General features: G+C 43.0%; 24 protein-coding genes. 11 read left to right on the top strand and 13 right to left on the bottom strand.

From position 1 onward, the window contains the following. Nucleotides 1–154: 154 nt before the first annotated feature. From AAA939_RS05960 to AAA939_RS05925, 8 genes are all read right to left on the bottom strand, one after another. Nucleotides 155–355: a YozE family protein gene (locus AAA939_RS05960; protein WP_057707168.1), complete on the bottom strand. Its 201-nt coding sequence runs from the start codon at nucleotides 353–355 to the stop codon at nucleotides 155–157. 210 nt (nucleotides 356–565) lie between these two features. Next, on the bottom strand, nucleotides 566–1,423 hold the full coding sequence (locus AAA939_RS05955; RefSeq protein WP_338208448.1) for a phage integrase N-terminal SAM-like domain-containing protein: 858 nt from the start codon (nucleotides 1,421–1,423) through the stop codon (nucleotides 566–568). Between the two features lie 1,047 nt (nucleotides 1,424–2,470). Next, on the bottom strand, nucleotides 2,471–2,806 hold the full coding sequence (locus tag AAA939_RS05950) for a helix-turn-helix transcriptional regulator (RefSeq protein WP_338208446.1): 336 nt from the start codon (nucleotides 2,804–2,806) through the stop codon (nucleotides 2,471–2,473). Nucleotides 2,807–2,819: 13 nt separating this feature from the next. Beyond that, the gene (locus AAA939_RS05945) at nucleotides 2,820–3,143 is read right to left on the bottom strand and encodes a type II toxin-antitoxin system RelE/ParE family toxin (RefSeq protein ID WP_338208460.1); all 324 of its coding nucleotides are present in this window, start codon (nucleotides 3,141–3,143) and stop codon (nucleotides 2,820–2,822) included. A gap of 184 nt (nucleotides 3,144–3,327) precedes the next feature. Beyond that, nucleotides 3,328–3,891 (bottom strand): nucleotidyltransferase family protein, encoded by a 564-nt coding sequence (locus AAA939_RS05940; protein ID WP_338208444.1) that lies wholly within the window; start codon nucleotides 3,889–3,891, stop codon nucleotides 3,328–3,330. A gap of 284 nt (nucleotides 3,892–4,175) precedes the next feature. Continuing rightward, the gene (locus tag AAA939_RS05935) at nucleotides 4,176–4,817 is read right to left on the bottom strand and encodes an NAD(P)H-binding protein (protein WP_338208442.1); all 642 of its coding nucleotides are present in this window, start codon (nucleotides 4,815–4,817) and stop codon (nucleotides 4,176–4,178) included. 187 nt (nucleotides 4,818–5,004) lie between these two features. After that, nucleotides 5,005–5,568, bottom strand: a complete 564-nt coding sequence (locus tag AAA939_RS05930; protein WP_338208441.1) for a sugar O-acetyltransferase — start codon at nucleotides 5,566–5,568, stop codon at nucleotides 5,005–5,007. A gap of 25 nt (nucleotides 5,569–5,593) precedes the next feature. Continuing rightward, nucleotides 5,594–6,220 carry a flavodoxin gene (locus tag AAA939_RS05925; protein ID WP_338208439.1) on the bottom strand — a complete coding sequence of 209 codons (627 nt, stop codon included), beginning with the start codon at nucleotides 6,218–6,220 and terminating at the stop codon, nucleotides 5,594–5,596. Nucleotides 6,221–6,506: 286 nt separating this feature from the next. Here AAA939_RS05925 and AAA939_RS05920 point away from each other — a divergent pair, with 286 nt between their 5' ends. The 6 genes from AAA939_RS05920 (at nucleotide 6,507) to AAA939_RS05895 (ending at nucleotide 11,504) form a co-directional block, all read left to right on the top strand. Continuing rightward, nucleotides 6,507–6,866, top strand: a complete 360-nt coding sequence (locus AAA939_RS05920) for an iron chaperone (RefSeq protein WP_338230570.1) — start codon at nucleotides 6,507–6,509, stop codon at nucleotides 6,864–6,866. A gap of 202 nt (nucleotides 6,867–7,068) precedes the next feature. After that, entirely contained in the window at nucleotides 7,069–8,109 is a 1,041-nt protein-coding gene (locus AAA939_RS05915) for a zinc-binding dehydrogenase (protein WP_338208436.1), read from the top strand. Between the two features lie 153 nt (nucleotides 8,110–8,262). After that, nucleotides 8,263–9,081, top strand: a complete 819-nt coding sequence (locus AAA939_RS05910) for a helix-turn-helix domain-containing protein (RefSeq protein WP_338208434.1) — start codon at nucleotides 8,263–8,265, stop codon at nucleotides 9,079–9,081. A gap of 154 nt (nucleotides 9,082–9,235) precedes the next feature. Next, nucleotides 9,236–10,147, top strand: a complete 912-nt coding sequence (locus AAA939_RS05905) for an NAD-dependent epimerase/dehydratase family protein (protein ID WP_338208431.1) — start codon at nucleotides 9,236–9,238, stop codon at nucleotides 10,145–10,147. A 273-nt stretch (nucleotides 10,148–10,420) separates the two neighbouring features. Then, nucleotides 10,421–10,942 (top strand): isochorismatase family protein, encoded by a 522-nt coding sequence (locus AAA939_RS05900; protein WP_338230568.1) that lies wholly within the window; start codon nucleotides 10,421–10,423, stop codon nucleotides 10,940–10,942. Further along, nucleotides 10,932–11,504, top strand: coding sequence for an SAV1803-related protein (locus tag AAA939_RS05895; protein ID WP_338208427.1), 573 nt, complete (start codon nucleotides 10,932–10,934; stop codon nucleotides 11,502–11,504). The genes AAA939_RS05900 and AAA939_RS05895 overlap by 11 nt, the downstream gene beginning before the upstream one ends. 501 nt (nucleotides 11,505–12,005) lie before the next feature. Here the strand turns inward: AAA939_RS05895 and AAA939_RS05890 are convergent. Both AAA939_RS05890 and AAA939_RS05885 read right to left on the bottom strand, forming a co-directional pair. Beyond that, nucleotides 12,006–13,556 (bottom strand): glycosyltransferase family 39 protein, encoded by a 1,551-nt coding sequence (locus AAA939_RS05890; protein ID WP_338230566.1) that lies wholly within the window; start codon nucleotides 13,554–13,556, stop codon nucleotides 12,006–12,008. Nucleotides 13,557–13,569: 13 nt separating this feature from the next. Then, nucleotides 13,570–14,868, bottom strand: a complete 1,299-nt coding sequence (locus tag AAA939_RS05885) for a glycosyltransferase family 2 protein (protein WP_338208424.1) — start codon at nucleotides 14,866–14,868, stop codon at nucleotides 13,570–13,572. A 215-nt stretch (nucleotides 14,869–15,083) separates the two neighbouring features. Here AAA939_RS05885 and AAA939_RS05880 point away from each other — a divergent pair, with 215 nt between their 5' ends. Then, a complete protein-coding gene (locus tag AAA939_RS05880; RefSeq protein WP_338208423.1) occupies nucleotides 15,084–15,533 on the top strand; it encodes a hypothetical protein in 450 nt (149 codons plus the stop codon). Between the two features lie 65 nt (nucleotides 15,534–15,598). Here AAA939_RS05880 and AAA939_RS05875 read toward each other — a convergent pair whose 3' ends face one another. Continuing rightward, entirely contained in the window at nucleotides 15,599–16,120 is a 522-nt protein-coding gene (locus tag AAA939_RS05875; protein WP_338208421.1) for a GNAT family N-acetyltransferase, read from the bottom strand. 406 nt (nucleotides 16,121–16,526) lie between these two features. Here AAA939_RS05875 and AAA939_RS05870 point away from each other — a divergent pair, with 406 nt between their 5' ends. The 4 genes from AAA939_RS05870 (at nucleotide 16,527) to AAA939_RS05855 (ending at nucleotide 20,425) form a co-directional block, all read left to right on the top strand. Continuing rightward, entirely contained in the window at nucleotides 16,527–16,799 is a 273-nt protein-coding gene (locus AAA939_RS05870) for a hypothetical protein (protein WP_338208419.1), read from the top strand. Between the two features lie 166 nt (nucleotides 16,800–16,965). Continuing rightward, a complete protein-coding gene (locus tag AAA939_RS05865; RefSeq protein ID WP_338208417.1) occupies nucleotides 16,966–18,312 on the top strand; it encodes a hypothetical protein in 1,347 nt (448 codons plus the stop codon). A 28-nt stretch (nucleotides 18,313–18,340) separates the two neighbouring features. Next, complete coding sequence (locus tag AAA939_RS05860) at nucleotides 18,341–19,933, top strand: L-lactate permease (protein ID WP_338208415.1); 1,593 nt, start codon at nucleotides 18,341–18,343, stop codon at nucleotides 19,931–19,933. 144 nt (nucleotides 19,934–20,077) lie between these two features. Next, complete coding sequence (locus AAA939_RS05855) at nucleotides 20,078–20,425, top strand: hypothetical protein (RefSeq protein ID WP_338208413.1); 348 nt, start codon at nucleotides 20,078–20,080, stop codon at nucleotides 20,423–20,425. A gap of 75 nt (nucleotides 20,426–20,500) precedes the next feature. Here AAA939_RS05855 and AAA939_RS05850 read toward each other — a convergent pair whose 3' ends face one another. Beyond that, nucleotides 20,501–21,979 (bottom strand): multicopper oxidase family protein, encoded by a 1,479-nt coding sequence (locus AAA939_RS05850; protein ID WP_338208411.1) that lies wholly within the window; start codon nucleotides 21,977–21,979, stop codon nucleotides 20,501–20,503. 163 nt (nucleotides 21,980–22,142) lie between these two features. Further along, nucleotides 22,143–23,501 carry an amino acid permease gene (locus AAA939_RS05845; RefSeq protein ID WP_338208409.1) on the bottom strand — a complete coding sequence of 453 codons (1,359 nt, stop codon included), beginning with the start codon at nucleotides 23,499–23,501 and terminating at the stop codon, nucleotides 22,143–22,145. Nucleotides 23,502–23,662: the final 161 nt, after the last annotated feature.

Raw genomic sequence — 23,662 nt, 5'->3', positions numbered from 1 at the left:
CTTCAATTACATTGACCGGACAACACAAAGAAGCGGCTTCACCGCGGTAGAATACCGCGGCAAAGCCGCTTAGACAGAACTCGAAAATTATATTATTTCACCTGTCAACTTGACAGGGACTAGTACAAAGCTACTGGGTCTTTTTGGTTTTAAGTTAGGCCGCTTGGTAAGCATCTAAAGCGGAATAAAATGATTCCTTGACTGAATCACGAGTATTCAAATAAGTAATATAATCGGACAATTCATGGACATTACTAGTTAACGGAAAATCAAAATCGGAATGGGCGTAGCGGGCTGCTGAAGCAAACGGGCCACGTTGTTCTATAAATGGTTCAAGCCAGCGGTAAAATGTCATCAGAGTCATCCTTTCAAAAACTTAAGTAACAATATAAGCTTAGTTTAACGGCTCAAAGCCCTGTTGTACAGGGGGGTTAAAGCTTCTTAACCAAGCAGCAAATCAACTGTAAAGGCTGTGATTCGTTTGTAAAGTATCGTTAAGTTCTTGTAACAATGTAAGCTTAATGTTTTAATAGTAGCTATTTTCATTATGACCCTAGTTGTTATTTTACCGGGACGACTCCCGTTTTGCTTGTAACGCGCGTAAATCTTGCCTACGGAGCAAGTTTTGATAATAGGCCAAACTCGTCTCGTCTAAGCGAAGCACGTGCATGATACTTTCAAGGGTATCCGTACGGTGTTGATCTAGGTACCACAGCATGAAGCTCTGGCGTAGCGCAACTGGTTTGAGTGGTAAGCCAATTCGTTGGCTGTCACCTGCTAAATACTTATGCAGCGCGGCCAGTGTCAGATGTGGATCTTGACCACGTTGCCGGATTTTTAAGAAGTAACCACGTGCGCCGTTGGTTTGAAGCGGTTGTAAAAAAGTTGTTAATTTTTTTAAGAACACTTGTTCGTCATTGCTAAATATGATATTTTTGAGTTGTGAGTCAAAATTTGAAGTCAGCATTTCTTGGGCAGTAAATCCTTTGCAAGTAAACAGCAAGAATGCCCGTGTGTAGACGTGCAGATCATCATTAGTTAGTAGCGTGGATAGTTGTTCGGGCCAGTGCAAGGCGTCCTGATCATTAGTCAGTGGTTTACCTTTGATACTAAACGTTGGTAATGTGGTGATAATTCGGTGTTCAAAGAGATAACTAAAATAGCCATTTAAATTAGAAAGCGCCTTGTTCAACGTGGAAGTTTTAAACTGACGCTGTTGACGTAGCATTTCTAAATAAGCCTGAATATCGTTTTCAGTTAGATCAGCGAGTAATTGGTCCTGAGCAAAGGTCTGGTTAAAGTGTTGCTCATAATTGAAAAAGTCAGCAAGCGTTAGTCGATATTGTTCAATCGTGGTTGGTTGTTTGCCAGCGGCTTCAAGTTGGTGAACGAAGCTTTTTTCGTATGGAAATTGGAGTGGCATGGGCGAATGATTCCTTTCTAGTTATAATCTGTTACTTTAACTAAAACACAAAAATAACCAAAAAACAAGCCATTAGGTGGATGCTGTGAGGCGTATTCTAAGCACGCGTTCAATTGTTAGACAGACAAGTGATCATTAAACATCGCTAGAATTAATCATTAAAAAACCGATATAATTAGATACAGCAGCCGAATTGGAATTCAAGCAAAATGACTGGTAAATCACATATGTAAGTCAAAATCTTAAACTGACAGTCTAGATTGTCTGATAGTCATCAATACATATGATTTTATGACTGCAGCAAATTTAGATCTGTTACAAAATGATTTTGTGGTTAGCTGATAAAACACATCTGAATTCTAAAAGTTCTGAATGTATTTTTTGTTGGTGAGAAATCGAAACGGATCAGTAATCTTAAAATTGAAATTCAAAGACAGTTGAAGGCAACGTTCAAATTTTTGACCCGAGGGGACCACTTTAGGTCGTGGGGGAGGATTTTACTTCTTGCTTCTACTTCATATAATATATATTATGTAAACTAGAATATCTAAAAAAACACCCCTCTCAGGATTTAGGCCTAATTAAGCAATCATACTAGTTGCATGCCGATTTCACGTATTTCATGACAATAAAATCTTATGTTTCATTTTTTCTGATACAAAAATGCTGACCGATTTAATATTCAGTATTAAAATCTGGATGATTTAATCAGAACTTTTGGAATGTTTAATCTAAATGTGATTGCTGATGACTGTAGATGTAACCAACTTTTGGATTGATTATTTAAGCATACGAATCCAGTTTATTTGCTGAACTTATGATGCTAATTCTATGGACCGATAATTTTTTCAGTTTCAACAAGTTATATGAACTTGAACTCATGATAACCAATCACAAAAAAGACACCATGTAATACGGTGTCAATTCTTTAAAGCTGTTTAAATTCATGTTTGTGCAATTTGGTTATTTAAGCTATTCTAAAAATCAATATATAAAATATATCAGAGATTTCTGGTCTTAATTGGGTTGCTCACAGCTATTAGAAAGTCAGGCTGTAACCCAATCATATCGTTTGAGAAATTTATCTGATTTATTCTGTGGTACAGATTCATCCGCAGTTTCCTTAGCTAGGTGTAATTTGAAATTTGCATCTAAGTTCAATAATAACTGACTAGAAATTCCCATCACAGTTTCAATTCTTAAAGCCAGTATTTCACTGACAAATCGTTTGCGTTTGAGAATGTCGGATATGTTTTTTTGACTAACACCTAAGCGGTCAGCCAGATCAATTTGTGTAATCTGATAGAATTCCATAGTTTCTTTAATGAGATCAGCAGCTGAACTGGTATGATACTGCTGAATTTTATTGTCACGATGTAACATAGTAGTCAACTCCTTAATGATAGTCTTCAATCTGCATAATCTGAACGGTAACAATTTCTGACTTTTCAACGGAAAGTTGGTCGTTTTTGTCATAGCCTTCAAAAATAATACGAAAATTTTTGCTAACATCAACTGCAAATTTGCCTTCCAAATTATTATGCAGCCGATGACAACGCGGTGGCGGATCTGACGGAATCTGCTGCAAGGTATCCGCAGCATCAAACTCATCAAGCCGGGCTTGAATTCTTTTAGCTCGATTACGGCCAAAATTTTTAACTAGTAATCGGGGATCATTCAAAATTTTAGCAAGTTTGCGGCTCTCTGCAAGGTATTCCATTTCTTCTTTCACCTCAAAGTTGATTATACCACATCGGTATAAAAAGACGAAATCAAAGCCTCTTTCATAACAATACTGCTATCAATCTAATTGCTAATTCCCCCTCACCCTGTTCACATACCTTTTTTACTCGTTTAAACCTTGTTCAACCACGAGAGTCCAAATTTGTCGATCATTAAATAAGTTATGCCAGACTGACTGATAACTTCGGATATTTTTGTTGCCAGTTTTTCTGAAGTATTCGCTGTTTAAATACAGCAAGATGTTTAGCATCTTGCTTCAAATATGGTGCCGGTCGACATTTGAATAGGACTAAGTCACTGAGCCCATGTGGCGCAATCAGTTGTAATTCATTATCAGCGTCTAGGTATGCACCAACACAAGTCGCGGTTTCCACAAAATGGCCAATCGCATCAGCGACGGATTTAAACGGTGACTGATCAGCAAAATTATATTGGGCCATGTAAACTTCATTTTTCACTTGCCATTGGTACTGCGGATATTGTTGCTGTAATTGAGATTGTATCTCTACATCATGTTGAACCGGTTGCTGTGGATCAAAGTAAACCACGTCGATGTCACTTAAAAATGTTACAGGTTGCTGACTAAGTACGGACCAAACCGTATTACGAATACAGCCTGCAGCTATGGTAGCTTGTGGCAGATTCAGCTGTTGAACAATGGTTAAAAGTTGAGCTAAATCTGGATTTGTTAAAATAATTTGACGAACCAAGTCTTCATCAGACATTTAAATGACACCTCTTTCGCAAAAAAACGGTACCCATGGGAAAACCGAATCTAATTCTTCACTAATCATTATAAATAGTTAGTGAAAGAATCGCAATTTCAGGTTGGCCGGCAGATGAATTAATAATTTTTACATAGCCCGCCTTATCAGTTCCCAAAGTGGCCCACAGCTATTCAAGCTAATTAAACCAAAAAGTAATCCAGATAAATGGCAAATGACCATTATCTGGATTACTTGATTTAACAAAATTCATTTTAAAAATACGTGGAATATGGTTAGGTTAATTACATCCAGCTTGGTTTATCACCGTCAGTATTGGGTTTGTTTAGACCAACACTAGCACGTTCCGCTAAGTCTGGATGCTTGATTAATTTAAAAGCGTAATCGGCAACACTAGCCCGTGATACTTCCGTCCCCTTGAACGGTTCATCAACACCGGTTGTTTCGTAATCAACTTCGGGTTGATCCGTCAACCAGGCTGGCCGTAATTCAGTGTAAACAATGTCTGAATCGGCCAATAGTTTAGCTGATTCACGGAACCCAGGTAAGAACGCCGCAATGGCTTGTTCATTCCATTCCCCAAACTTGCCGGGGACTTCATGGTGCGCACCCAATGCACTAATAAAAATCAAACGGGTTTGTTTTGTTTCATGCATCGCAGTCAGGATACTTTGCGTTTGTTGCCCTAAATCAGCACCACCAACGTTTGAATAAACAATATCAACGTCTTTCATGGCTAATCGTAACGCTTCAGTATCTAGGACGTTACCGTCAACCAACGCCACACGTGGATTGCCTTCGTATTTGGATAATCGATCAGCTTTCCGTAAAAATAAAACCAGTTCGTCCGTCGTTTCGTCTAACAACCGGTCAATCAGAATACGTGCAGTTCCACCATTGGCACCAATAATCATAACTTTTTTCATTTTAAAAAAACTTCCTCTCTAATCTGAGAATAGTCTCAAAATGAGCTATTTCGAGACAACTTTGATGACATGGATAAGCTTAACTTCTCAAGTATAAAATGTCTAATACCTATCTAAAATATAAATGTATACGGATTTTGCATAGACTTCTGTTAACACTTCCGGGCCTACCCTTCCGTCTCACTTATTACTGCTTTATTTTACGAATGACTTTCGCTGGTGTGCCAACTGCAACCATATTTGCGGGAACATCTTTGGTTACGATGGCACCAGCACCAATGATGGCATTATCCCCAATCGTGACGCCAGGCAATACGGTTACGTTAGCACCCAACCAAGCACCCTTACCAATATGCACGGCGGCACATTTTAAATTACGACGCGATTCCGGATTTTCCATGTGATTTACCGAAATTAACGTCACGTTTGGTCCAATTAAAGCCTGGTCCCCAATATAAATACCGCCAAGATCAACAAACATCGCATTGCGATTAATAAAGACATCTTTACCTAAATAAATATGTGCGCCAAAGTCCGTATTGAATGGTGGCATGATCGTGTTAGTCGCTGAGACATTTTGACGAGTGATTTGGCTCATCAGTTTAACGACTGTCGTATCAGTATGATATTGCCCATTCAATTCAGCTAAAATTTTTGAGTTTTCATTCGCAATCTTCGGGACAACTTTATATTCTGGCGCTTGAAAGTCAATTAACTCACCAGCCAGTGCCTTTTTTAGAACAGTTTCCACCCTATATTCCCTCCAATTTGTTGTTTTAGAAATGATTCTTTGTCAGCCAAGACTTTACTAACTGTTTTGTGTGACTTAACTGGTCATCGGTAATTGCCAGTCCTGACCGAAAACTTGCTTGTTTAGCATGTTGTTTCAATTCTGGCAGGCTTGATCCTAAGCCACTACTACCGCTAGTCGTAAATGGTAAAATAATTTTACCTTTGAAGCTTGGATAATGACTAAGAAAAGTATTGATGGCCATCGGATTTTTATCTAACCATATTGGATAGCCTAAGAAAATGTAGTGATACCCTTTTAAGTTAGGAAGTTTTCCAGCTAACTGTGGTCGTGCATTCTGCTTCTGTTCAGAACGTGCAACCTTTAGCATTTTTTGATAACTGGTCGGATACTTTTCCTTAGTTTGTAGATGATAAATGTCAGCACCAACTTGTTTTTGAATGGTCTTAGCAACCGCCTCAGTATTCCCGGTGTGGGTCATATAAATAACAATCGACTTGCCATTAGATTGCTTTTTGTTATTTTGGGCGGTTGCCACCGTTTGATTGGTTGTAGTGCCTGAATTTTTATCGGTGTTGATAGGCACAATCAACAAAACGCCGACAATAATAACAGCGCCTAGCCCAACGAGAATCAAACTTAATTTTCGCATCTTAAAATTTCCCCTTCTCACACGTAAATACCGATTGATTTAAAACGTTGAAATTATCATAATGCGAGAACACATTAATGTAAAATACCTATATCGAATGTCTTGCTATAGTAAATACGTATAGTGTTTAAAAACAAGCTGATCGTTAGGCATGTTTACAAGTCACGCAAGATGGTCTATTTCTAAAGACTTCAATTTGAACTCGTGACAATCAGTTAGAAAGCGGATACAATTACAACAGTGCCAGCTGCTGAACTGGTTAAAAATTACGAATAGAGGCTTACTTATGACCCCGATTGAAAGTTACATCCATACCGCACCCGCAGCGGTCCAACTACAATTAACCGATCTTCGTGCGACTATCTTGGCCGTTTTGCCGGATGCCGAAGAACAAATGAAATATCAGATGCCGACCTTTTACTGGCATGAAAATGTGATTCACTTTGCCTGGTATAAACATCATATTGGGTTATACCCGACTCCGAGTGGTGTGACGGCTTTTCAATCCGAATTAACACCCTATAAAACTAGTAAGGGCGCTATTCAATTACCCTTGGACCAACCACTACCGCTAGACCTAGTGCGCCGAATCACTGAATTTCGAAAACAGGAAGTTATTGAAAAATTTCACTTAGAAGAATCGTAAAGCAGTCGCGTGTTACTGGGACAATCCTGGTGACACGTTTTTTTGGTTCTACTGAGACATTTAGTTAATATTAATTTTGGGTTAGGTTTTATGTATGATTTTTTATTCAAGATAAGTATTGGTAATTTTATGGTGAACTATCTATACTAGTTGTGTTAGGTTAATGATCAAATCTTTTAATATAGAAGAGAGTGGCTAATTAATGAAAAGTACGGTATTTATGAAACCTGGTCAAGTTGCACTAGAAGACATTGCGAAGCCAACGATTCAAGCTGCTGACGACGTTATTATTCACGTCGTTCGCACCTGTGTTTGTGGTTCTGATTTATGGTCCTACCGGGGCCTTGAACCTAAGGCTGAACATTCCGAAAATGCTGGGCATGAAGCCATCGGTGTCATTGAATCAGTTGGTTCAGCGATTACGACCGTGGTTCCCGGCGACTTTGTGATTGCGCCCTTTACTCATGGATGCGGTCACTGTGCAGCCTGCTTAGCCGGATTTGACGGTGATTGCCAAAATCATCAAGATAACTTTAGTAATGGCGTCCAAGCAGAATACATTCGTTTCCAACACGGTGAATGGGCACTGGTTAAAGTCCCTGGCAAACCTAGTGATTACAGCGATGCTATGTTGAACTCCCTTCTGAGTTTAGCCGACGTCATGGCGACTGGTTACCACGCTGCTCGTGTAGCAAACGTTAAAACTGGCGATACCGTTGTTGTGGTTGGCGACGGTGCCGTTGGCCTATGTGGTGTGATTGCTGCTAAAATGCGTGGGGCTAAACGGATCATTGCGATGAGTCGCCATGAAGATCGTCAAAAATTAGCCTTAGAATTTGGTGCAACCGACATTGTCGCCGAACGTGGTGATGATGGTATTCACCGTGTTAAAGAACTGACCAATAATGCGGGTGCGGATGCCGTACTGGAATGTGTTGGTACCGAGTTATCAAACGAAACAGCAATGAACGTTACCCGTCCCGGTGCCATTGTGGGTCGTGTTGGTTTACCACATGAGCCTAAAATGGATATGACGGCTTCGTTTTATAACAACACCATTATTGCGGGCGGTCCCGCTTCAGTGACCACTTATGATAAACAAGTGTTGTTAAAAGCCGTATTAGACGGTGAAATCCACCCTGGCAAAGTCTTCACTAAACAATTCCGTTTGTCAGAGATTAATGACGCCTACCAGGCGATGACGAACCGGGAAGCAATCAAATCATTGATTGTTGTCGAATAATTATTTTTAGATAAGTCTTGAGCCCTTAGCGTAAATATTACGTTAAGGGCTCATTTTTTAATGATCAGTTGTTGAATATCAACTGAGCTCAGTGTTAATCTAGTTAAAATGACGTTTACGTCACACGGTAAGATCAAAGGAAGGTGTACACGGATGTCACTTGGGACCACTTTACAACGCAGCCGTAAACAACAACGGTTGACTCAAAAACAAGTCGCAGATGGCATCTGCGCACAGTCCATGTTGTCGGCGATTGAAAATGACCGCTACGTTCCCAATGCTAAGCTGTTATTAGCTTTATGTAATCGGTTAAAGATTTCACTAGCGACAATTAGTTTAGCGCATGATTTTGATATTAATGAAGACGCTGTGATCAATACACGCATGCAACAATTATGTAATCAACATCGGTACCAGGAATTGCAACGTTTACTATTGGCCTCAACGACCCTTGACCACGTTGTCACTCCTAGCCAAACCCAGGCTTATTATTATTACTTGGCGGTGACTCAAATTCAAATTGGGCCTGAGTTTGACGCTGCCCAACAAAGCTTAAAACTCGCACTCAGTATGACTGCGGAGACTGGGGCAACCACGCTGGCCTGCCTAGCCACAACAACGTTAGCGCTTGTTAATGCGAAGTGCGGACGACAGCAAACGGCTGTGAAGCTGATGGACCAGGGATTAAGCGATTTAAAATCATTATCTTATGATGAAAACCATAATGTAATTTGGTATTTGAACGCCCTGATGAGATACTTATTAAACGAACCAGAATTAGCCAGACAGCATTTATTAGCAACTATCACCGCAATTACAGCTCATCAGTCTCACTACATGCTTGCAAATTGTTACCGGCTGCTTGCAGAAATTGCCGTTCAGCAAGTACAAACGGAAGTAGCATCAGACGCACGGCAAAAGCAGCGTTTTTTGACCGATCTATTTCAGGAACCGGTTCCGAAAAAATTTTGAATATCAGTATACTGATTTTCCTAATCACAACTTTTCTATTAAAGTAAGGCCACCAAGTAAAGGGAGGCCTTTTTATGTTTACTCATTTTTTAAAGTTAGTTCAATCCCCCACCCTGTCAGTAGATGCTTCAGCGGGATGTCAGAGGGCGCGGAAATGAAAGCAATCGTCCAGACGACTTATAACGGCATTGATGCGCTCCAACTGGTGACGAGGCCGGACCCAACTTTGCTCCCACTAGCTGTGAAAGTTACGACTCACTATACCCCGGTGATGCCGTATGACCTGTTAACGGAAACTGGTGCGTTAAAAATGCAACGGCCCGTGCACTTACCCATGGTGATTGGCTATGGTTTCGGTGGTGTTGTGACTGAAGTTGGCCAGTTACGCAAAAAAGCCTTATTAGGTCAACGAGTGATTGGCTTCAGTCTTAAAGGAAGTCATCAAACAGCATTAGCTTCGGCGCTCCCTTTATTTTCAGTTCCCCGAAACGTCTCTTTGGCAGCGGCCACGACTTTGATTGGTGGTGCCGACGCCGCAATGATGGCTATTAGAACGAGCCGGGCTACTAAAGACGACGTGGTTTTAGTCACTGGCGCCAGTGGTAGTGTGGGCACCTACTTGTTACAACTTTTACACCATATGGGCGTTAGGGTGATTGCAATGAGCCATTCTAGTGAACAGCCGTTATTAACAAGGTTAGGTGCTGATTGGACGTTGGCTTATGACAAACCGTTACAACAACAATTAACCGAGCTCCCCCCTGCCACTAAAATCATTGATTTGGCTGGCTCAAGCCAACTATTGGACCAAATTTCACGGGAATTAGGCCCTGTTGAAATTTGGTCACTAGCTAATCCAGATTACGTGCCACAATCTGGGCAATCGTTTACCTTTGCCAGTGGCCGCATTCGATTACAAGACTACCGCTGGCTTTTAGATCAACTTGCTCAGAGAACGTTACAAGCGGTTATTCAGAGAACTTACCCATTTACTGCAGTCAAATCAGCACAGCACGAACTACAGGATAAACATTCACACGGTCGGATTTTACTAACTTATCGCTAGAAAGTGGGGATAATATTGGAAAGTATAAACGTAACACAACTATTGCAAACTTGGCTTGCTCTGTGGTTGACGCTTGGAATCGTACGAATCGTTCTGATTGCCATTCTTATTGGGATTGGCTACTGGTTAGTCAGGCGGCATCGATTCATTAAATGAGCAACCTTATAGTTAGTATTTTGACAATCTTAAGGGAAACTAGTATAACAAAAGTCAGGCTGTTTATTCTTAAACGGTTCAATATCATTCATCGATGAGATGAGAAAGTGTGACGAAATGGCACAAGCCTTGATTATCATTGATATGCAACGTGCTCTTGCTGATCTTGATCAGCGTGAACACGTGATTACGACAATCAATCAACGGATCGACCAGTATCGTGAAGTAAACCACCCCATCATTTTCATTCAACATACTGAACCGGGGATGGCGGTCGCAAGTTCAAATTGGCAACTATTCCCTGAATTGCACGTTCAAGATACGGATACTTTCTATAATAAAACTCGTCCCGATGCATTTTATCAAACGGGATTGGAATCTTTTCTTAAAATGAACCATCTGAATTCAATCGAAATTTGTGGCGCACAAGTTGAATTTTGTGTTGATACTACGATCCGGGTCGCTTATCACTTAGGCTTTAAAATAACTTTGCTCATTGAAGGAATTACGACTATCAACAGTGACTTTCTGACGGCGACCCAGATAAAACGGCACCATCAGCAAATTTGGAAACACCGGTTTGCAGAATTCGTTGACGTAAACACACCGCTGATAACTGAGGACTCCAATGACAACTGATCAAGCCCAGCGTTTTCAACACTACCTAGCTTTGATTGAACAACCTTACAGTGAAGCCGTCGCCCAACTGAACGCCCGCCACGGTCTCGTCAAAGATGACTATTTCGTACGAGCCTCCTACGAACAATTTTTAGTGGGAAAGGTTTTACGTTTACAGCGCGGAAATTACAGCCGAACCAGGGATGGTTTATGTACCCACCACGTCGCTGAAAATCAGTTTAGTAACATGTCCGATGCAGTGACTATCAAGCAAAACCAGTATCCGTTTACTTATCAGCGTAGCAAGTACCTTGTTTACGCGGACGAAGTTGAACATCTGATTTTACACGCACTAATTACGGCGGAGACCGGCGGCCAGTTTGGGTATCACGGCTACCGTGAGTATTTATCAAAAGACGTCTGGGCGTGGTACGTTGACCGCAAGATTCCCCAGAAAAACTGGCGGCATCGTTGTTATGGCGCTTCATTGCTTTCGAAATCAGAGGCGTTGACGATATTTGAACACTTGAATGCTGGTCCATTAGCAATGATTAATGAGCGTCATAAAAAAGGCTGTGATTAAAAAAATCACAACCTTTTTTATGACGGACAAATATACAATTTAGGGGCAACATTAAAGCGGCGCTATAGGCAAAGATTCAGACTAGGATCTTACAGAAACATCTGAATCAAAATTAATTGGTGTATAGCAATCCTTAGCAGCCGGGATCATCTCATTCGGAAATAATAAACTAATTGGATCATCGTCCTTAATTTTAGTGAAAAAAAGAAGGGCTAATGACCAGCCCTCCAAGCTAAATCTCTCATTTAATGGTAGAGAATCACCTATCTTAAGCCTCTCACTTACGGTAGAGAATCACCAAGTTAATGTTAGTTTTATGAGGAAGTATTTCTCTTCCTACAGTCAATATACTCGAATTCTTGTGAATTGTAAACAGATTAGACTAAATGTATGACACATATATTTTAGCTAGAATTAAACGTCTCATTTAGATGGTATTAACACCTGATTCTATCATCGTAATTGAAAACGCATGAATTAAGTCTAGCAAGTCAGAACACCTTATGCGACCTGTTTAGCATGCCACGATTTATAAATGAGTTGTAGGCTCACAGCAATCCCGCAGATGATGATGAAGATGATTGGCAAGTAAATAATCACGTGGTAGCGTCCTTGAACCTCCAGAAAAAGCGAGCTGATCGTGAAACCATCTAATAGCAGTGCACTGTAAAAATAATAGTTATTTAAATAATTCGATTTAAATAGCAACCATAATCCAAGCAGGACACTCACAACTGCAACTACGAGCATTGTCTGAAGATAACTGTACGACGTGACGGTCATAAATGCGCGTCCCTGATACCACGCTTTATTTTTTTGCCGGTTAACCTTTGCGGAACTTAAATCGTAAAGCACCCAATTATAGCCGTAGTCCTCACTCATTAAACCTTGCATCTTTTGATTAATGAATGGCAACGCACGGCCCTGCAATTCGGTTAAATTATCCTGAATATCGGTCGCCATGGTTTTAGCAATCCGCGGATAGGACGTTTCCAGATTTGGATCAACCTTGAGTTCTTTAGCCACCTGTTTAGCGATGTGCGGGTTATACGTGCCCTTAGTCTTGGCGCTGGTCCCAGTTGCGAGACTATACCCCACCGCAACGTTATTGGGCGCCACTTGAAAGCCGTATAACCAGCTGTAGATTCCCGTTGAACTAATCAAGAAGATCAGCGTGGCAGCAAAATAAATTAATAACTGTTTACTTTGTCGCCTAAGGGGATCAACGGACTGAAGCATGAGGCCGACCGAGAAAATCCCGAGTGCAATCAGCCAAACAGCCATGATGGGACGCACCATGTTGGCGGCAACGGTTGCCACCCAGGCAAATATCAGGTTAATCCACTGGTCGTTGGGCGTCGCCGTTGGAAGTGGCGCAAACGCCTTGGTTAAGGCAAGCATCGTAATCAAAACGCAGGTCACAAAGAACGGTTCGGCGCCGTTTAATAAGGTACTGTAAATCCAATAAGCCGGGATACAATAGAAAATCAAACTGGCAACGATTCCGAGTCGCCGGGAAAGCCAGCGTGACACTAGCCAGTAAATGAGCAACATATCAATAAAAGTACAACTGATATTAATGAGCTGACTAACAAAAAAGTTATTGCCCGCTAAGGCCACACTGAAACTAAAAAAGTTAGCGATGTTTAGGGCGTGCGGAAAAATAACGTAGTTGCCGAGGTCTCCGCGTTCCAACATGTGGTGCCAAGTTAACCCCTGCGCATTAAATGAAGCTAGTGCGTGATAGTTCCAGAAATCTGAAGTTGGTTTAATTGGTAACCACGCCACTAACGGAAACTTCAACAGGGTCAATCCAACAAAGCTGCCGATGAGCCAACTCGTATTCTTTTTAGTCAGCCAGAAGCTTCCGCCAATAACGAGTGCGAGTAATGCTATCACCATGAGTGAGCTGCCGATGATTACGCCGGTAGTTAGTTTGAGTGATGAGTCCCATTCCACAAACCAACTTGCCGCTAACATCCACACTAGGAGGAAGCCCGCAACCACCAAGGTAAATGCCTGTGTTGCTTTGACGATCCCCTTTTTTAGCATTTGAATCCCCCCACTAGTATGAATCATCCAACTTCGCATAAACCGGACGTGCTTTTGCGAGTCCGTGTTTCGTTTTTGTCCAATTGGTATTACCCCGAATTTGACGGTAAATTGCGAAATACGGCGTTAAACTGACAATCAATAAATAACCTTGAAAACTGAGACTCTGTAAAAGTGCGGGTCCCACCTTAATTTTTTGATGGATACTCGCGTAATTACGCAGATAAATATTGGCTGATAAAACGCATACAATTAGCGTTATTGCAATAATTGCGATGATGGCTAAGTGGTGCCAGCCAAATTGTAAATCAGCTAAAGTCCGGTTTATTAGGACAATTAATGCAACAATGCCGGCTATGGGTGTGATACAACCGGTAAAGGGCATCATGATCCACACCGCTGTGTCCACCTTCTGAAACCGATTGACGTGGTGTGACCGCCAAAGTGCCGGCAAGTAGTGCATACATTGAAGCGATCCCTGACACCAGCGAACCCGTTGCTTGAAGAACGGCAAGACTTTTTCCACGCCTTCCTGTTGAACCACTAAGGTGTGGTCAAACCCGGTTTTACCCCCAATGAGCCAAGTCCGAATCGTAAACTCCAAATCTTCCAGTAGACTATTGCCCCACGGATTCTTGCGGGCAAGGTCAAGCCGGACAAACTGACCATTACCAGAAGCAATTCCTTGTCCCAGACGATTTCGAAGTTGCTGAGTCGCGTTATTGACACCCATAAACTCAAAATTTTGCATTTGGGTTAGCCAGGTTCCCCGGTTATAAATGCCAACGCCCGTCTGCAGCATTGTTAAGTCCGAATCATGTTCGAAGCGCGCAATGGCGTGTGCCAAATCTGGTTGAGTCATAAAAGCATCGGCGTCAAAGACACCAATAATCGTTTTCGTTGGGTCAAAATTCACGGCCAACGTATGGTAAATGTAGTCTACGGCGGTGTTTAACACGGCCCCCTTACCTAATTCATCGTTGCCAGCCCGGTGCAAGACTTGTAAATACGGTGACTTCGAGCTAGTCAATGCGAGTAAGCTGTGATCACCAGAATTATCATCAACCGCAACAATTTGTGCCTGAATGGATTTTGGTAACTGCGACAACTCGGCCGATAATCGGTCGATGGTGCGCGTAATGACGTGCTCCTCATTTAAAACTGGGATCACCAAGAATAGCTTGTAAGGTTGTTGCCCCTTAGTATACTTTTCCGTCGGTTCCCGATAGTGATTGACCAAAATAATATTCATTAAAAAATACAGATAAAAGACCCCAGAAATTCCAACTGCTACTTTCACGAAAATGTTCATGGACAAGCCCCCAAGTAAAGTACCATCAGTTTCGCTTCTGATACTGAACAATTATACAGTGTGCACAATTTAATTCCTATTATCCTAGCGGTGAAAGCATAGTGAACTTATCAAGATACTAGTCTTAACTAATGTTTACGCCAATTTTACACAAACATGATGGTTTAATTTGTTCACCAACGGTTAAAATAAGGATAAATTGATGTGGAAAGAAGATGGGGAAGATTAAAAAAGTCACCCTGCTATTATTAGGACTTCTAGTTTTGCAACCATTAATCGTATTTCTTTTGCAAGGGGTATTAGTGACCACGGTACCCGTCCACTTTGGGTGGACCCCTGACATGTGGAATGTTCATTCAAACAGTAATCTCAAAATTGCCATGGTTGAAAGTGCCGTTACGCCCGCGCTCATTTTGGCATTTCGTGCCCTACCTGGTGATTTATTTATTCCCGCAACGCGTCAATGGATTTTTTCACCGAAAACAACTTGGCTATGGTGGTTATTTGGTATGAACTGGTTCGTTTTGTTGTCACTATTCAGTTTTGCGCCTTGGATCAGTTGGAGTTGGCAGATCTGGACACTCTTCTGTGGCCTTCAATTATTAGCGTACATCGTTGATCAAGTTCGTCTAAACCATCGCACCACGAAACCGAGACGCCACTAAAAAAGACGCAATTCAATAAAATTGATTGGAATTTTATCGAATTGCGTCTTTTTTTTAAAAATTAGCTAGTCGTCTAGCGACTTGATCATCAGTAAATCTGTCTGGGGATCATCACCCATGACAAAGGTGTGTGAACTGAACTGTTGAAAACCCCACTTGGCGTAAAATGCCTTAGCGGGTTCGTTATGTTCCCAAACGCCCAACCAAATTTTAGTCTTATGGGCTTGCTTCGCTAAGTCAATCGCCTGCTTAATAAAGGCACTTCCCAAACCTTGGTGCTTGAAAGCCGGTCGAATATAGATTCGTTCAACTTCTAAGGCATCAGGCCCCATCTTTTCTGACTGAGCATCTTCCACGTTAAGTTTGAGGTACCCCATGGGTTGATGATCGTGTTCGACGAAGTAAAATCGTGAATTCGGATTAGCGAGTTCTCTTGTTAATTTCGGTAGATTATAAGCTGATTCGAGAAAAGCACGCATGTTAGCGGCTGTATTTTGAGCTTCAAAAGTATCCGTATAAGTTTCAATGCTGATTTGCTGTAATGTTTGTACATCATCAGTAGTTAATTGACGTGTCGTTGTTTCCATTCTCAAGCCCCTTAAGTTAATTCTGTGTTTGTCAAAAATCGTTCTTTCTAGTTAGAACATAACTTTTATTATAAATAATTAGTGGTTAAAATGCACGTTTTCTCCGTAAGGAGCTTTGCTTTATGAGGACGGGTGAGATAAGCTGGTGGCTAGGTTTTGATATTGAGAGGGATTAGTTAAAGTAAGAGTTTACAACTATAACTTCTTAAACTCATCCAATAAACTTTCGCCTATTTTCCATTTTTTAAGCTTACCACTTTCTGCACGCGATACCAGCTGACTTTTACTAATTGCGACCCCCACGGCATCCCTCATCCCATAAACATTAGCAATTGCTTGCCCAATGATGCTACAATAAATTATCTTAATTTAACCGGAGGATTCTATCATCGACTATCAACAAGTAGTGACGACCGACTGGGATAATGCTGCTTACATCAAAGCAACCGGCGACACTGATTTTGAGCACGTCCCTTCCCGCGTCATGGCAAACTGGTACAAAGTCCGTTCATTTGGTGCCGAAGCTTTCGTTTGGCAAAAGAAGCAACGCAACTTATTGCTACTCCCCACTGATGAGCGTGAAGCTTTAATTCAACAGCTAAAACAGGATTACTTCCAACCCATTTATACGGACTTTATGACTAACGGCTGGTCCGACGATTCAACGACATCCCATTAACCTAATCATTAACAGCTCACACACTGATCCAATTAAGACGTGTGAGCTGTTTTTTTAGCTTCCATGTACCCGATTACGAAACGGTAAAAGCTCACTTTGTCAGCATTTACCCCTACAAATTGCTATACTGGTAATGTGTAAATTTGTGGAATGGTGTGTGAGATTATTGAGTAGATTACGGAACTTTGGTTTGGATTTTTCGGTCGCGACCCTCAACTTTTTAGCGAATATTGGGATCGTCTTACCGTACGTGTTAATTTTATTTAAATACCAGCAGACTCACAGCGTTAACTATTTAGTTGCGATTATTGTCTTTTACGTTGCGCGCGCTGCTAGCGTGTTTGGCACCAAGCATTTAGGCTTAAAGGCGAGCAACTACCTGCTGATTTGTTTATGGCTTGGCATATTCGGCAGCTTGCTCTTCAGTATTACCAGTAACCTGATTGCCGTTATTATCGGCGCCCTGTGTCTAGGCTACACTTCTGCCAATATCTGGCCCTACTATTTAACGATTAAGCTCCATTTGAGTCAGAGTACCGATTTCAAGCTTAAGCAGATGTACTGGCTAATTTTCCTTGGCTTGGGTCTTTTATTTGGCCTCGACTTCTGGCTCGATTTACAGTACCGCTTAGCGTTCGTGCTCCTTGCCTTACTCTTCGTGATTGCCATCCCCGCTGGTCATCTATTAAACCAGTTCTCCTTGGCGTTTTACGACGAACACGCTGCGGGTCAGGCCCATCCAGTTAAAATTTGGCGGGTGGTCGTTTTTATCGCTTTCTTTGCAGTTATCGCTTTATTAACATTACTACGAAAGATTAGCCTAACCATTGCTCTACCGTACGTTTTAGGCATCATCGTGATTGCCATTATCTTACTAAACATCGAACTGGCAGCGGACTGGAAATTCATGCCAGCAAACAAGGTCCGGATTCTTAACCGGGGCTTCTTACTCAGTTTTGTCCTATTATTTAATAGTTTCTTCGGTTACTTTATGTTTGGCGCTAAGGGCATGTACTTAGTCTTTGCCCTATACCTGCTTGGTTTTGAAGGTGGACGCCCACTGTACCTGGCCATTGCGCCCAATAAGCAACGTGCGACACAACTTGCCAACGGCGGGTTAATCCTAGGCCACTTACTAGCTTTGACGACGATTCCCGCCATATACGCCATGGGCTTACTACTAATTGCCATGGCCATTGGTTTTGAAAACCCGGCGATTAATGACAGCGTGTACGCCGCCGAAAAAAATGATCCCGACTTAGCCATCATTCATAAGTACCGTTTCTCAACTTACGGCGGCCTGCTTTGCCAGCTCTGCTTCTTTGGGCTATTAGTCACAGTTAGTGCCGTTAACCACCTTAAACTGATGGCCTTCTTTAACCCTAGTAACCCCGGGCTCAAATCAAGCTATCAGATGGGAATGACTTGGCCACTAGTCGGAATCTCACTGATCATTACCCTCATCAACTTGTATGGTCAACACCAACAAGCGTCTAAGGACATCGCCGCTTAACGGGCCTTTCGAAAGGAGTGCATCGTTCATGATTATCGTTGCTGCTGCAGCCATTTTATTACCGTTGATTTTACTCGGCGGATTTAACCTACCCGCGACTAAGGGCATGAGTATCAGTGCCATTGTTGTCATTATTACTGGTTACTTCTTTTGGCACATGTCGCCAGCCGTACTGAGCGCGTCAGTGCTACAAGCTTTGCACAAGTCCCTACCAATCTTATGGATTCTATTTGGGGCTTTATTGATGCTCAATTGCCTACGTGCAACGGGCGCTATCGACCGCATCAATCAAGGCTTTCAGGCCCTATCCGCCGACATGCGGCTCCAGACTATTTTAGTGGCTTTCCTTTTCGGCGGCTTAATCGAAGGGGTCTCTGGATTCGGTACCCCCGCCATGGTCACCGCACCATTGCTGATTGCTTTGGGCTTTTCACCATTAGCGGCCGTTATCTTAGCCCTCGTTGCGGATTCGACTCCCGCGGCGTTTGGTGCCGTTGGGACGCCACTGACCGTTGGACTCAGTAACGTAACTGAAAAAACCAGTACGTTGAATCTGATTGGCTTACGGGTGACGCAACTCGATCTGTTTGTCGGTGCCCTCATGCCCGCCATCTTAATTCTAATTTTGATCTTGTGGTTTGGTCCCAAAAAGAACCGTTTCAAACAGTGGGTGGAAGTCCTACCCTGGGCGATTGTGATTGGTCTGATTTACAGTAGTATTGCGCTACTTAGTGCCTGGTTAATCGGCTACGAATTTGTTTCCATCATCGCACCGTTAGGAACGCTAGTAATTGCCATCATTAGTATTCGACAACGGTGGTTACTTCCAAAACGAGTTCAAACCCAGCCGTGGCACGTTGCTAACTATCAGCCGGCAGCGACCGGTACCCCTAAAAAGATGTCGCTGCTCAAAGCTTGGTTTCCTTACTTACTGGTCGTGGTACTGCTACTCGCAAGTCGCGTCTTCAGCGGCCTCCAAAAGTTAATGACGGATTACGCCAACTTCTCATGGCGCCACATTCTTGGCTTTGCCAGTATCAACTCAGATTGGGAATTTCTCTATTCTCCCGGAACGGTCCTCGTCTTAGCAGCAATTATCGGGCTACTCGTTCAGGCTAAATCATTCAAACCACTGCTCCCAACGGCTAAAACGGTCGTTGGGTCAATGGGCGGAACCGCACTAGCCCTGGCCGTCACCCTAGTCATGGTCCAAGTCTTTACCAACTCTGGCTTGAACCAGGCCGACCTACCAAGCATGCCGATGTACATTGCAAAGTTCGTCGCCACTTACCTCGCGGGGATTTGGATCGTCATGGCACCGTTCTTGGGCCAGTTAGGGGCGTTTGTCACTGGTAGTACGACCGTTTCAACTTTAACTTTCGCTCAGATTCAGGGAGATATCGCAACGAATGCCCACCTGAATCCTAACTTAGTCCTAGCCGCACAACTCATCGGGGCGGCGGCTGGTAACATGATTTGTGTCCACAACATCGTGGCCGTCAGTTCCGTCGTCGGCCTAAGCGGTGAGGAAGGGACGATTCTGCGTAAGACGATCTTACCTGGACTCGCCTACGCAGCACTAATCGGGGTTGCGGGATTAGTCTTAAGTCAATTATTGTAACTAAAGTAACCATTCGGAAACGTTAACTGTTTCTGAATGGTTATTTTTCATTATGGTCAAAATGTGTGCCAATTTTTCCTGCAAAATTACGCCGAGTGACTTAAAATAGGATTAAGTAATTCAACGTAAAGGAGGCGTTTTGCCGTGCAAGTTCGTTTAGTCCCTAGCCTTCAGTTAGGTGACCGCATCGTGGGTCCAACAAGTGACCCCGTCGCTAACCAGGCGCTTTATCATCGCTATGCTAAACGGCTTCAAGCTCGCCTTGGTATTGGGTTTCAAGTTTACGTCGATGACAGCGTCGGTTATGACTTACTCACAGCGCCCGAATACGACACACAAACCTGTTGGGTCGTCGCGACGCTCGTCTATCAGGCCCTCACGAACGACCTACTGACCCACCACCGAATCATGGCACTCAGTGATGAGGCGGTCCTAATGAAAAATACTCAGGCCATAGAAAAGCAGCTTAAGCCAACGCCACAAACGAAATAATTCATCATAATGACAAAAGATAACCAGCAAGTCACATCAGACCTGCTGGTTATCTTTTGTATTGATTGACATTGATTAACTGACCTTAATTTGCCCCATCATCCCATTTTCCTCATGTTCCAAGTTATGACAGTGATACATGTAGATTCCCCGGTCTTTAAAGTTAAACGCAATCTTAACCGTACTATCCGGATCCAAGGCGACGGTATCCTTTAACCCCCGTAAATTAGCTGGCGGAGCCTGCCCGTTAATGCTCAAAATTCTAAATTGGACCCCGTGCAAATGGAACGGGTGGATCATCCCACCCATCATCGTGCCGGTATTTTTGATGGTCCAAATTTGCGGACGATCCTGCTGCGCCGTTAAATCAATTCGATCTTTTGAATACTGCTGATGATTGATGCTAACCATGGTTCCCATCCCGTTAAAGGCTAATGTTTGCCGTTGCACATTGGTCGTATTGACAGTTGGGACTGAGACTAGGTTGGCAGGTAACTTTCCGTCACTGACTTCCTTTTTAGCCGTTCGTAGCGCTAAGACGGATTGCTGCCCATTTTTGACCGTCACCGTTTGACCATCTTTAAACTTCGCCGTATCAATAATGACTTCCCCACGTTCACCGGGTGATAATTTAAGCATCTTGACCGCAACCGGTTTGCTTAACAGACCACCATCCGTGGCGATTTGTTGCATGGCCTGGCCATTAGTCAACTTTAATTGATAGTTACGGGCATTCGAACCATTGACAAACCGCAAGCGAACCAATTTAGTCGTGACCTTGATGTACGGGTTCAGGGTGCCGTTGATCAGCAACGTATTGCCCTTGGTCCCGTCACTGTTGTAATCCGCATCGTAATCAAACTGATTAGTCTTAGTAAAGCTCCGATCCTGAATCACGACCGGAAAGTCGTTGACACCGTATTTATCCGGCAAGTGCAGCTGATCACTTTGCTTATCGCGGACGTAGATCAAACCAGCCAGCCCTTGGTAAACTTGTTTAGCCGTACTGCCCATTGCGTGTGGATGATACCATAACGTTGCCGCTGGCTGTTGGATCTTAAAAGCGATGGTCTTACTTTGACCCGGATCAACAATTTGGTGCGGACCACCATCTTCTTTACCAGGAACGATCGCGCCGTGCCAGTGAAACGTCGTCGGACGCGTTAACTGGTTGCGGGTTTTAATCTGGAGCGTTTGGCCCCGGCGAACTTGCAACACGGGACCTAAATAGTTGCCGTTGTACCCCAGCGTTTTGGTTTCCGTTCCCGGTTTAAAAGCCATTTTCCCCGTCTGCGCCGTCAAGGTGTAACTAACTTTAGTTTTAGTTGCCTGCGTTGGCTTAAGCCGTTCTGGTAAAGCTAACGGGTGCACCGCGGTCGTCGTTTTTGACGTCGCAACGTCGGAAGTCGTCCTAGACATCATCATGCCATTACCACCGTGACGACCGCCCATCATCCCACCCATTGGTAACCACGAACGCTGGCCATAAACGTAGCCTAACCCTAACAATCCAACGCCTAACAGTCCCAGCCAACCCCACGTTTTTGCTTGCATTGATCCGGTCCCCCGCTATCTCATCATTTTGATTACAATTGTAAACGATAGACTTATAAATTACAAGCAGAATCTATTTTCATCAAAAAGATGATACTGGTGAAATCACCTATCGGGCCACAAAAAAACGCCCATGACAAAAGCCACAGCCGTTCTCTTTATTTTAATTATTTTTAACGCCTTGTTGGTGACGGCGCATCCCGGACTCAATAACGAGTAACACGACGAACCATAATACGGAACCAATCACGGCCCACCGGTTAACGGCGTCAAAACATAAGACCACCGTTACGGCTAAGAAAAAGACCAGCGTTGCCACGTTAGATAACGGAAACAACGGTAATTTGAATGGATTTTGGCTACTGTCCTGAGTTTTCTTATAGACGTAGTGACAAACTAGTAACGAACACCAGACAATGATGAAGTTAGTTGTCGCAACGTTTGAGATCAGCGTAAAGACCGTACTAGGAATCACGTAGTTTAAGACGACGATGACTAACAAGATCAACGATGAAAAGCCAAGTGCACGGGCAGGCACGTTGTAGCGGTTGACCTTTCCCATCCACTTCGGTGCGTTACGTCCGTGCGCTAACGTAAATAGCGTCCGACTCGTACTAAAAATTGCGCTGTTACATGCGGATAAAGCCGCCGTCAAGACGACAAAGTTAATGATGCTGGCCGCTGCTTTGATGCCAATGTCGCTAAAGACTTGTACGAACGGTGATTGGCTCGTCGTAATTTGGTCCCACGGATAGATCGACATGATGACGAACAAAGCCCCTACGTAGAAAAATGAAATCCGAATGGGCAAACTATTGATGGCACGTGGTAATTCTTTTTCCGGGTTCTCAGCTTCCCCAGCGGTAATCCCAACCATTTCAATTCCGGTAAAGGCAAAAATCACTAGTGAAAACGACGTGAGAAAGCCACTGAACCCCTTCGGAAAGAACCCGCCGTGTGAAACCAAGTTCGTAATCGACACGGTTTGGCCCCCGACGTGTGCGGATGACCCAATTAGAATCGCACCGGTAACAATCAACGCAATGATTGCCACAACTTTAATCATGGAGAACCAGTATTCTAATTCCCCAAAGGCACTCACGGATAGCAGGTTAAAGACCAGTAGAATCAAGATGATGACTAACGGTGTCACCCACTGTGGAATCCAAGGGAACCAGTATCGAATATAGATTCCACTAGCCGTTAAATCGGCCATGGCCAAGCTAATCCAACATAACCAGTAAGTCCAACCGATGGCAAATTCAAACTTCTTACCTAAATAGAGATTAATAAATTCCAAGAAAGAATGCAGTTTTGTATTGGAGAGAAGTAATTCTCCCAAGGCACGCATCATCAGGTAACAAAAGAACCCACCGATCGCGTACGCCAATAAAATTGATGGCCCGGCCTGTCTAATGGCCGCACCTGAACCGAGAAATAAGCCCGTACCAATTGCACCACCTAAAGCAATCATCTGCACGTGGCGTCGTTTTAACTTGCGAGCGAGCTGTTGATTTTCCATATAGCCTCAACTTTCCTTAGTTATGAACTTACACCTAATCATGTTCATAAATTTTCATGTTTTTTCATATTAGTACATTTTAGGCTAAATCAGTTTTATGAGCAAGCATCAACCCGTACAAGAAAACGCAATCAAGAGTTTTGATTGCGTTTTCTTAGTGG

It is taken from the genome of Lactiplantibacillus paraxiangfangensis (assembly GCF_036246185.1).
Lineage (GTDB): Bacteria > Bacillota > Bacilli > Lactobacillales > Lactobacillaceae > Lactiplantibacillus > Lactiplantibacillus paraxiangfangensis.
This window is presented reverse-complemented; position numbering and strand designations above follow the sequence as displayed.

What these genes read in the sequence shown, in the direction of transcription:
- AAA939_RS05900 (WP_338230568.1), top strand. Translation starts at nt 10,421, where the DNA reads ATGGCACAAGCCTTGATTATCATTGATATGCAACGTGCTCTTGCTGAT.
- AAA939_RS05950 (WP_338208446.1), bottom strand. Translation starts at nt 2,806, where the DNA reads ATGTTACATCGTGACAATAAAATTCAGCAGTATCATACCAGTTCAGCT.
- AAA939_RS05955 (WP_338208448.1), bottom strand. Translation starts at nt 1,423, where the DNA reads ATGCCACTCCAATTTCCATACGAAAAAAGCTTCGTTCACCAACTTGAA.
- AAA939_RS05880 (WP_338208423.1), top strand. Translation starts at nt 15,084, where the DNA reads ATGGGGAAGATTAAAAAAGTCACCCTGCTATTATTAGGACTTCTAGTT.
- AAA939_RS05890 (WP_338230566.1), bottom strand. Translation starts at nt 13,556, where the DNA reads ATGCTAAAAAAGGGGATCGTCAAAGCAACACAGGCATTTACCTTGGTG.
- AAA939_RS05935 (WP_338208442.1), bottom strand. Translation starts at nt 4,817, where the DNA reads ATGAAAAAAGTTATGATTATTGGTGCCAATGGTGGAACTGCACGTATT.
- AAA939_RS05915 (WP_338208436.1), top strand. Translation starts at nt 7,069, where the DNA reads ATGAAAAGTACGGTATTTATGAAACCTGGTCAAGTTGCACTAGAAGAC.
- AAA939_RS05895 (WP_338208427.1), top strand. Translation starts at nt 10,932, where the DNA reads ATGACAACTGATCAAGCCCAGCGTTTTCAACACTACCTAGCTTTGATT.
- AAA939_RS05875 (WP_338208421.1), bottom strand. Translation starts at nt 16,120, where the DNA reads ATGGAAACAACGACACGTCAATTAACTACTGATGATGTACAAACATTA.
- AAA939_RS05940 (WP_338208444.1), bottom strand. Translation starts at nt 3,891, where the DNA reads ATGTCTGATGAAGACTTGGTTCGTCAAATTATTTTAACAAATCCAGAT.
- AAA939_RS05905 (WP_338208431.1), top strand. Translation starts at nt 9,236, where the DNA reads ATGAAAGCAATCGTCCAGACGACTTATAACGGCATTGATGCGCTCCAA.
- AAA939_RS05925 (WP_338208439.1), bottom strand. Translation starts at nt 6,220, where the DNA reads ATGCGAAAATTAAGTTTGATTCTCGTTGGGCTAGGCGCTGTTATTATT.
- AAA939_RS05845 (WP_338208409.1), bottom strand. Translation starts at nt 23,501, where the DNA reads ATGGAAAATCAACAGCTCGCTCGCAAGTTAAAACGACGCCACGTGCAG.
- AAA939_RS05920 (WP_338230570.1), top strand. Translation starts at nt 6,507, where the DNA reads ATGACCCCGATTGAAAGTTACATCCATACCGCACCCGCAGCGGTCCAA.
- AAA939_RS05850 (WP_338208411.1), bottom strand. Translation starts at nt 21,979, where the DNA reads ATGCAAGCAAAAACGTGGGGTTGGCTGGGACTGTTAGGCGTTGGATTG.
- AAA939_RS05960 (WP_057707168.1), bottom strand. Translation starts at nt 355, where the DNA reads ATGACATTTTACCGCTGGCTTGAACCATTTATAGAACAACGTGGCCCG.
- AAA939_RS05910 (WP_338208434.1), top strand. Translation starts at nt 8,263, where the DNA reads ATGTCACTTGGGACCACTTTACAACGCAGCCGTAAACAACAACGGTTG.
- AAA939_RS05860 (WP_338208415.1), top strand. Translation starts at nt 18,341, where the DNA reads ATGATTATCGTTGCTGCTGCAGCCATTTTATTACCGTTGATTTTACTC.
- AAA939_RS05945 (WP_338208460.1), bottom strand. Translation starts at nt 3,143, where the DNA reads ATGGAATACCTTGCAGAGAGCCGCAAACTTGCTAAAATTTTGAATGAT.
- AAA939_RS05885 (WP_338208424.1), bottom strand. Translation starts at nt 14,868, where the DNA reads ATGAACATTTTCGTGAAAGTAGCAGTTGGAATTTCTGGGGTCTTTTAT.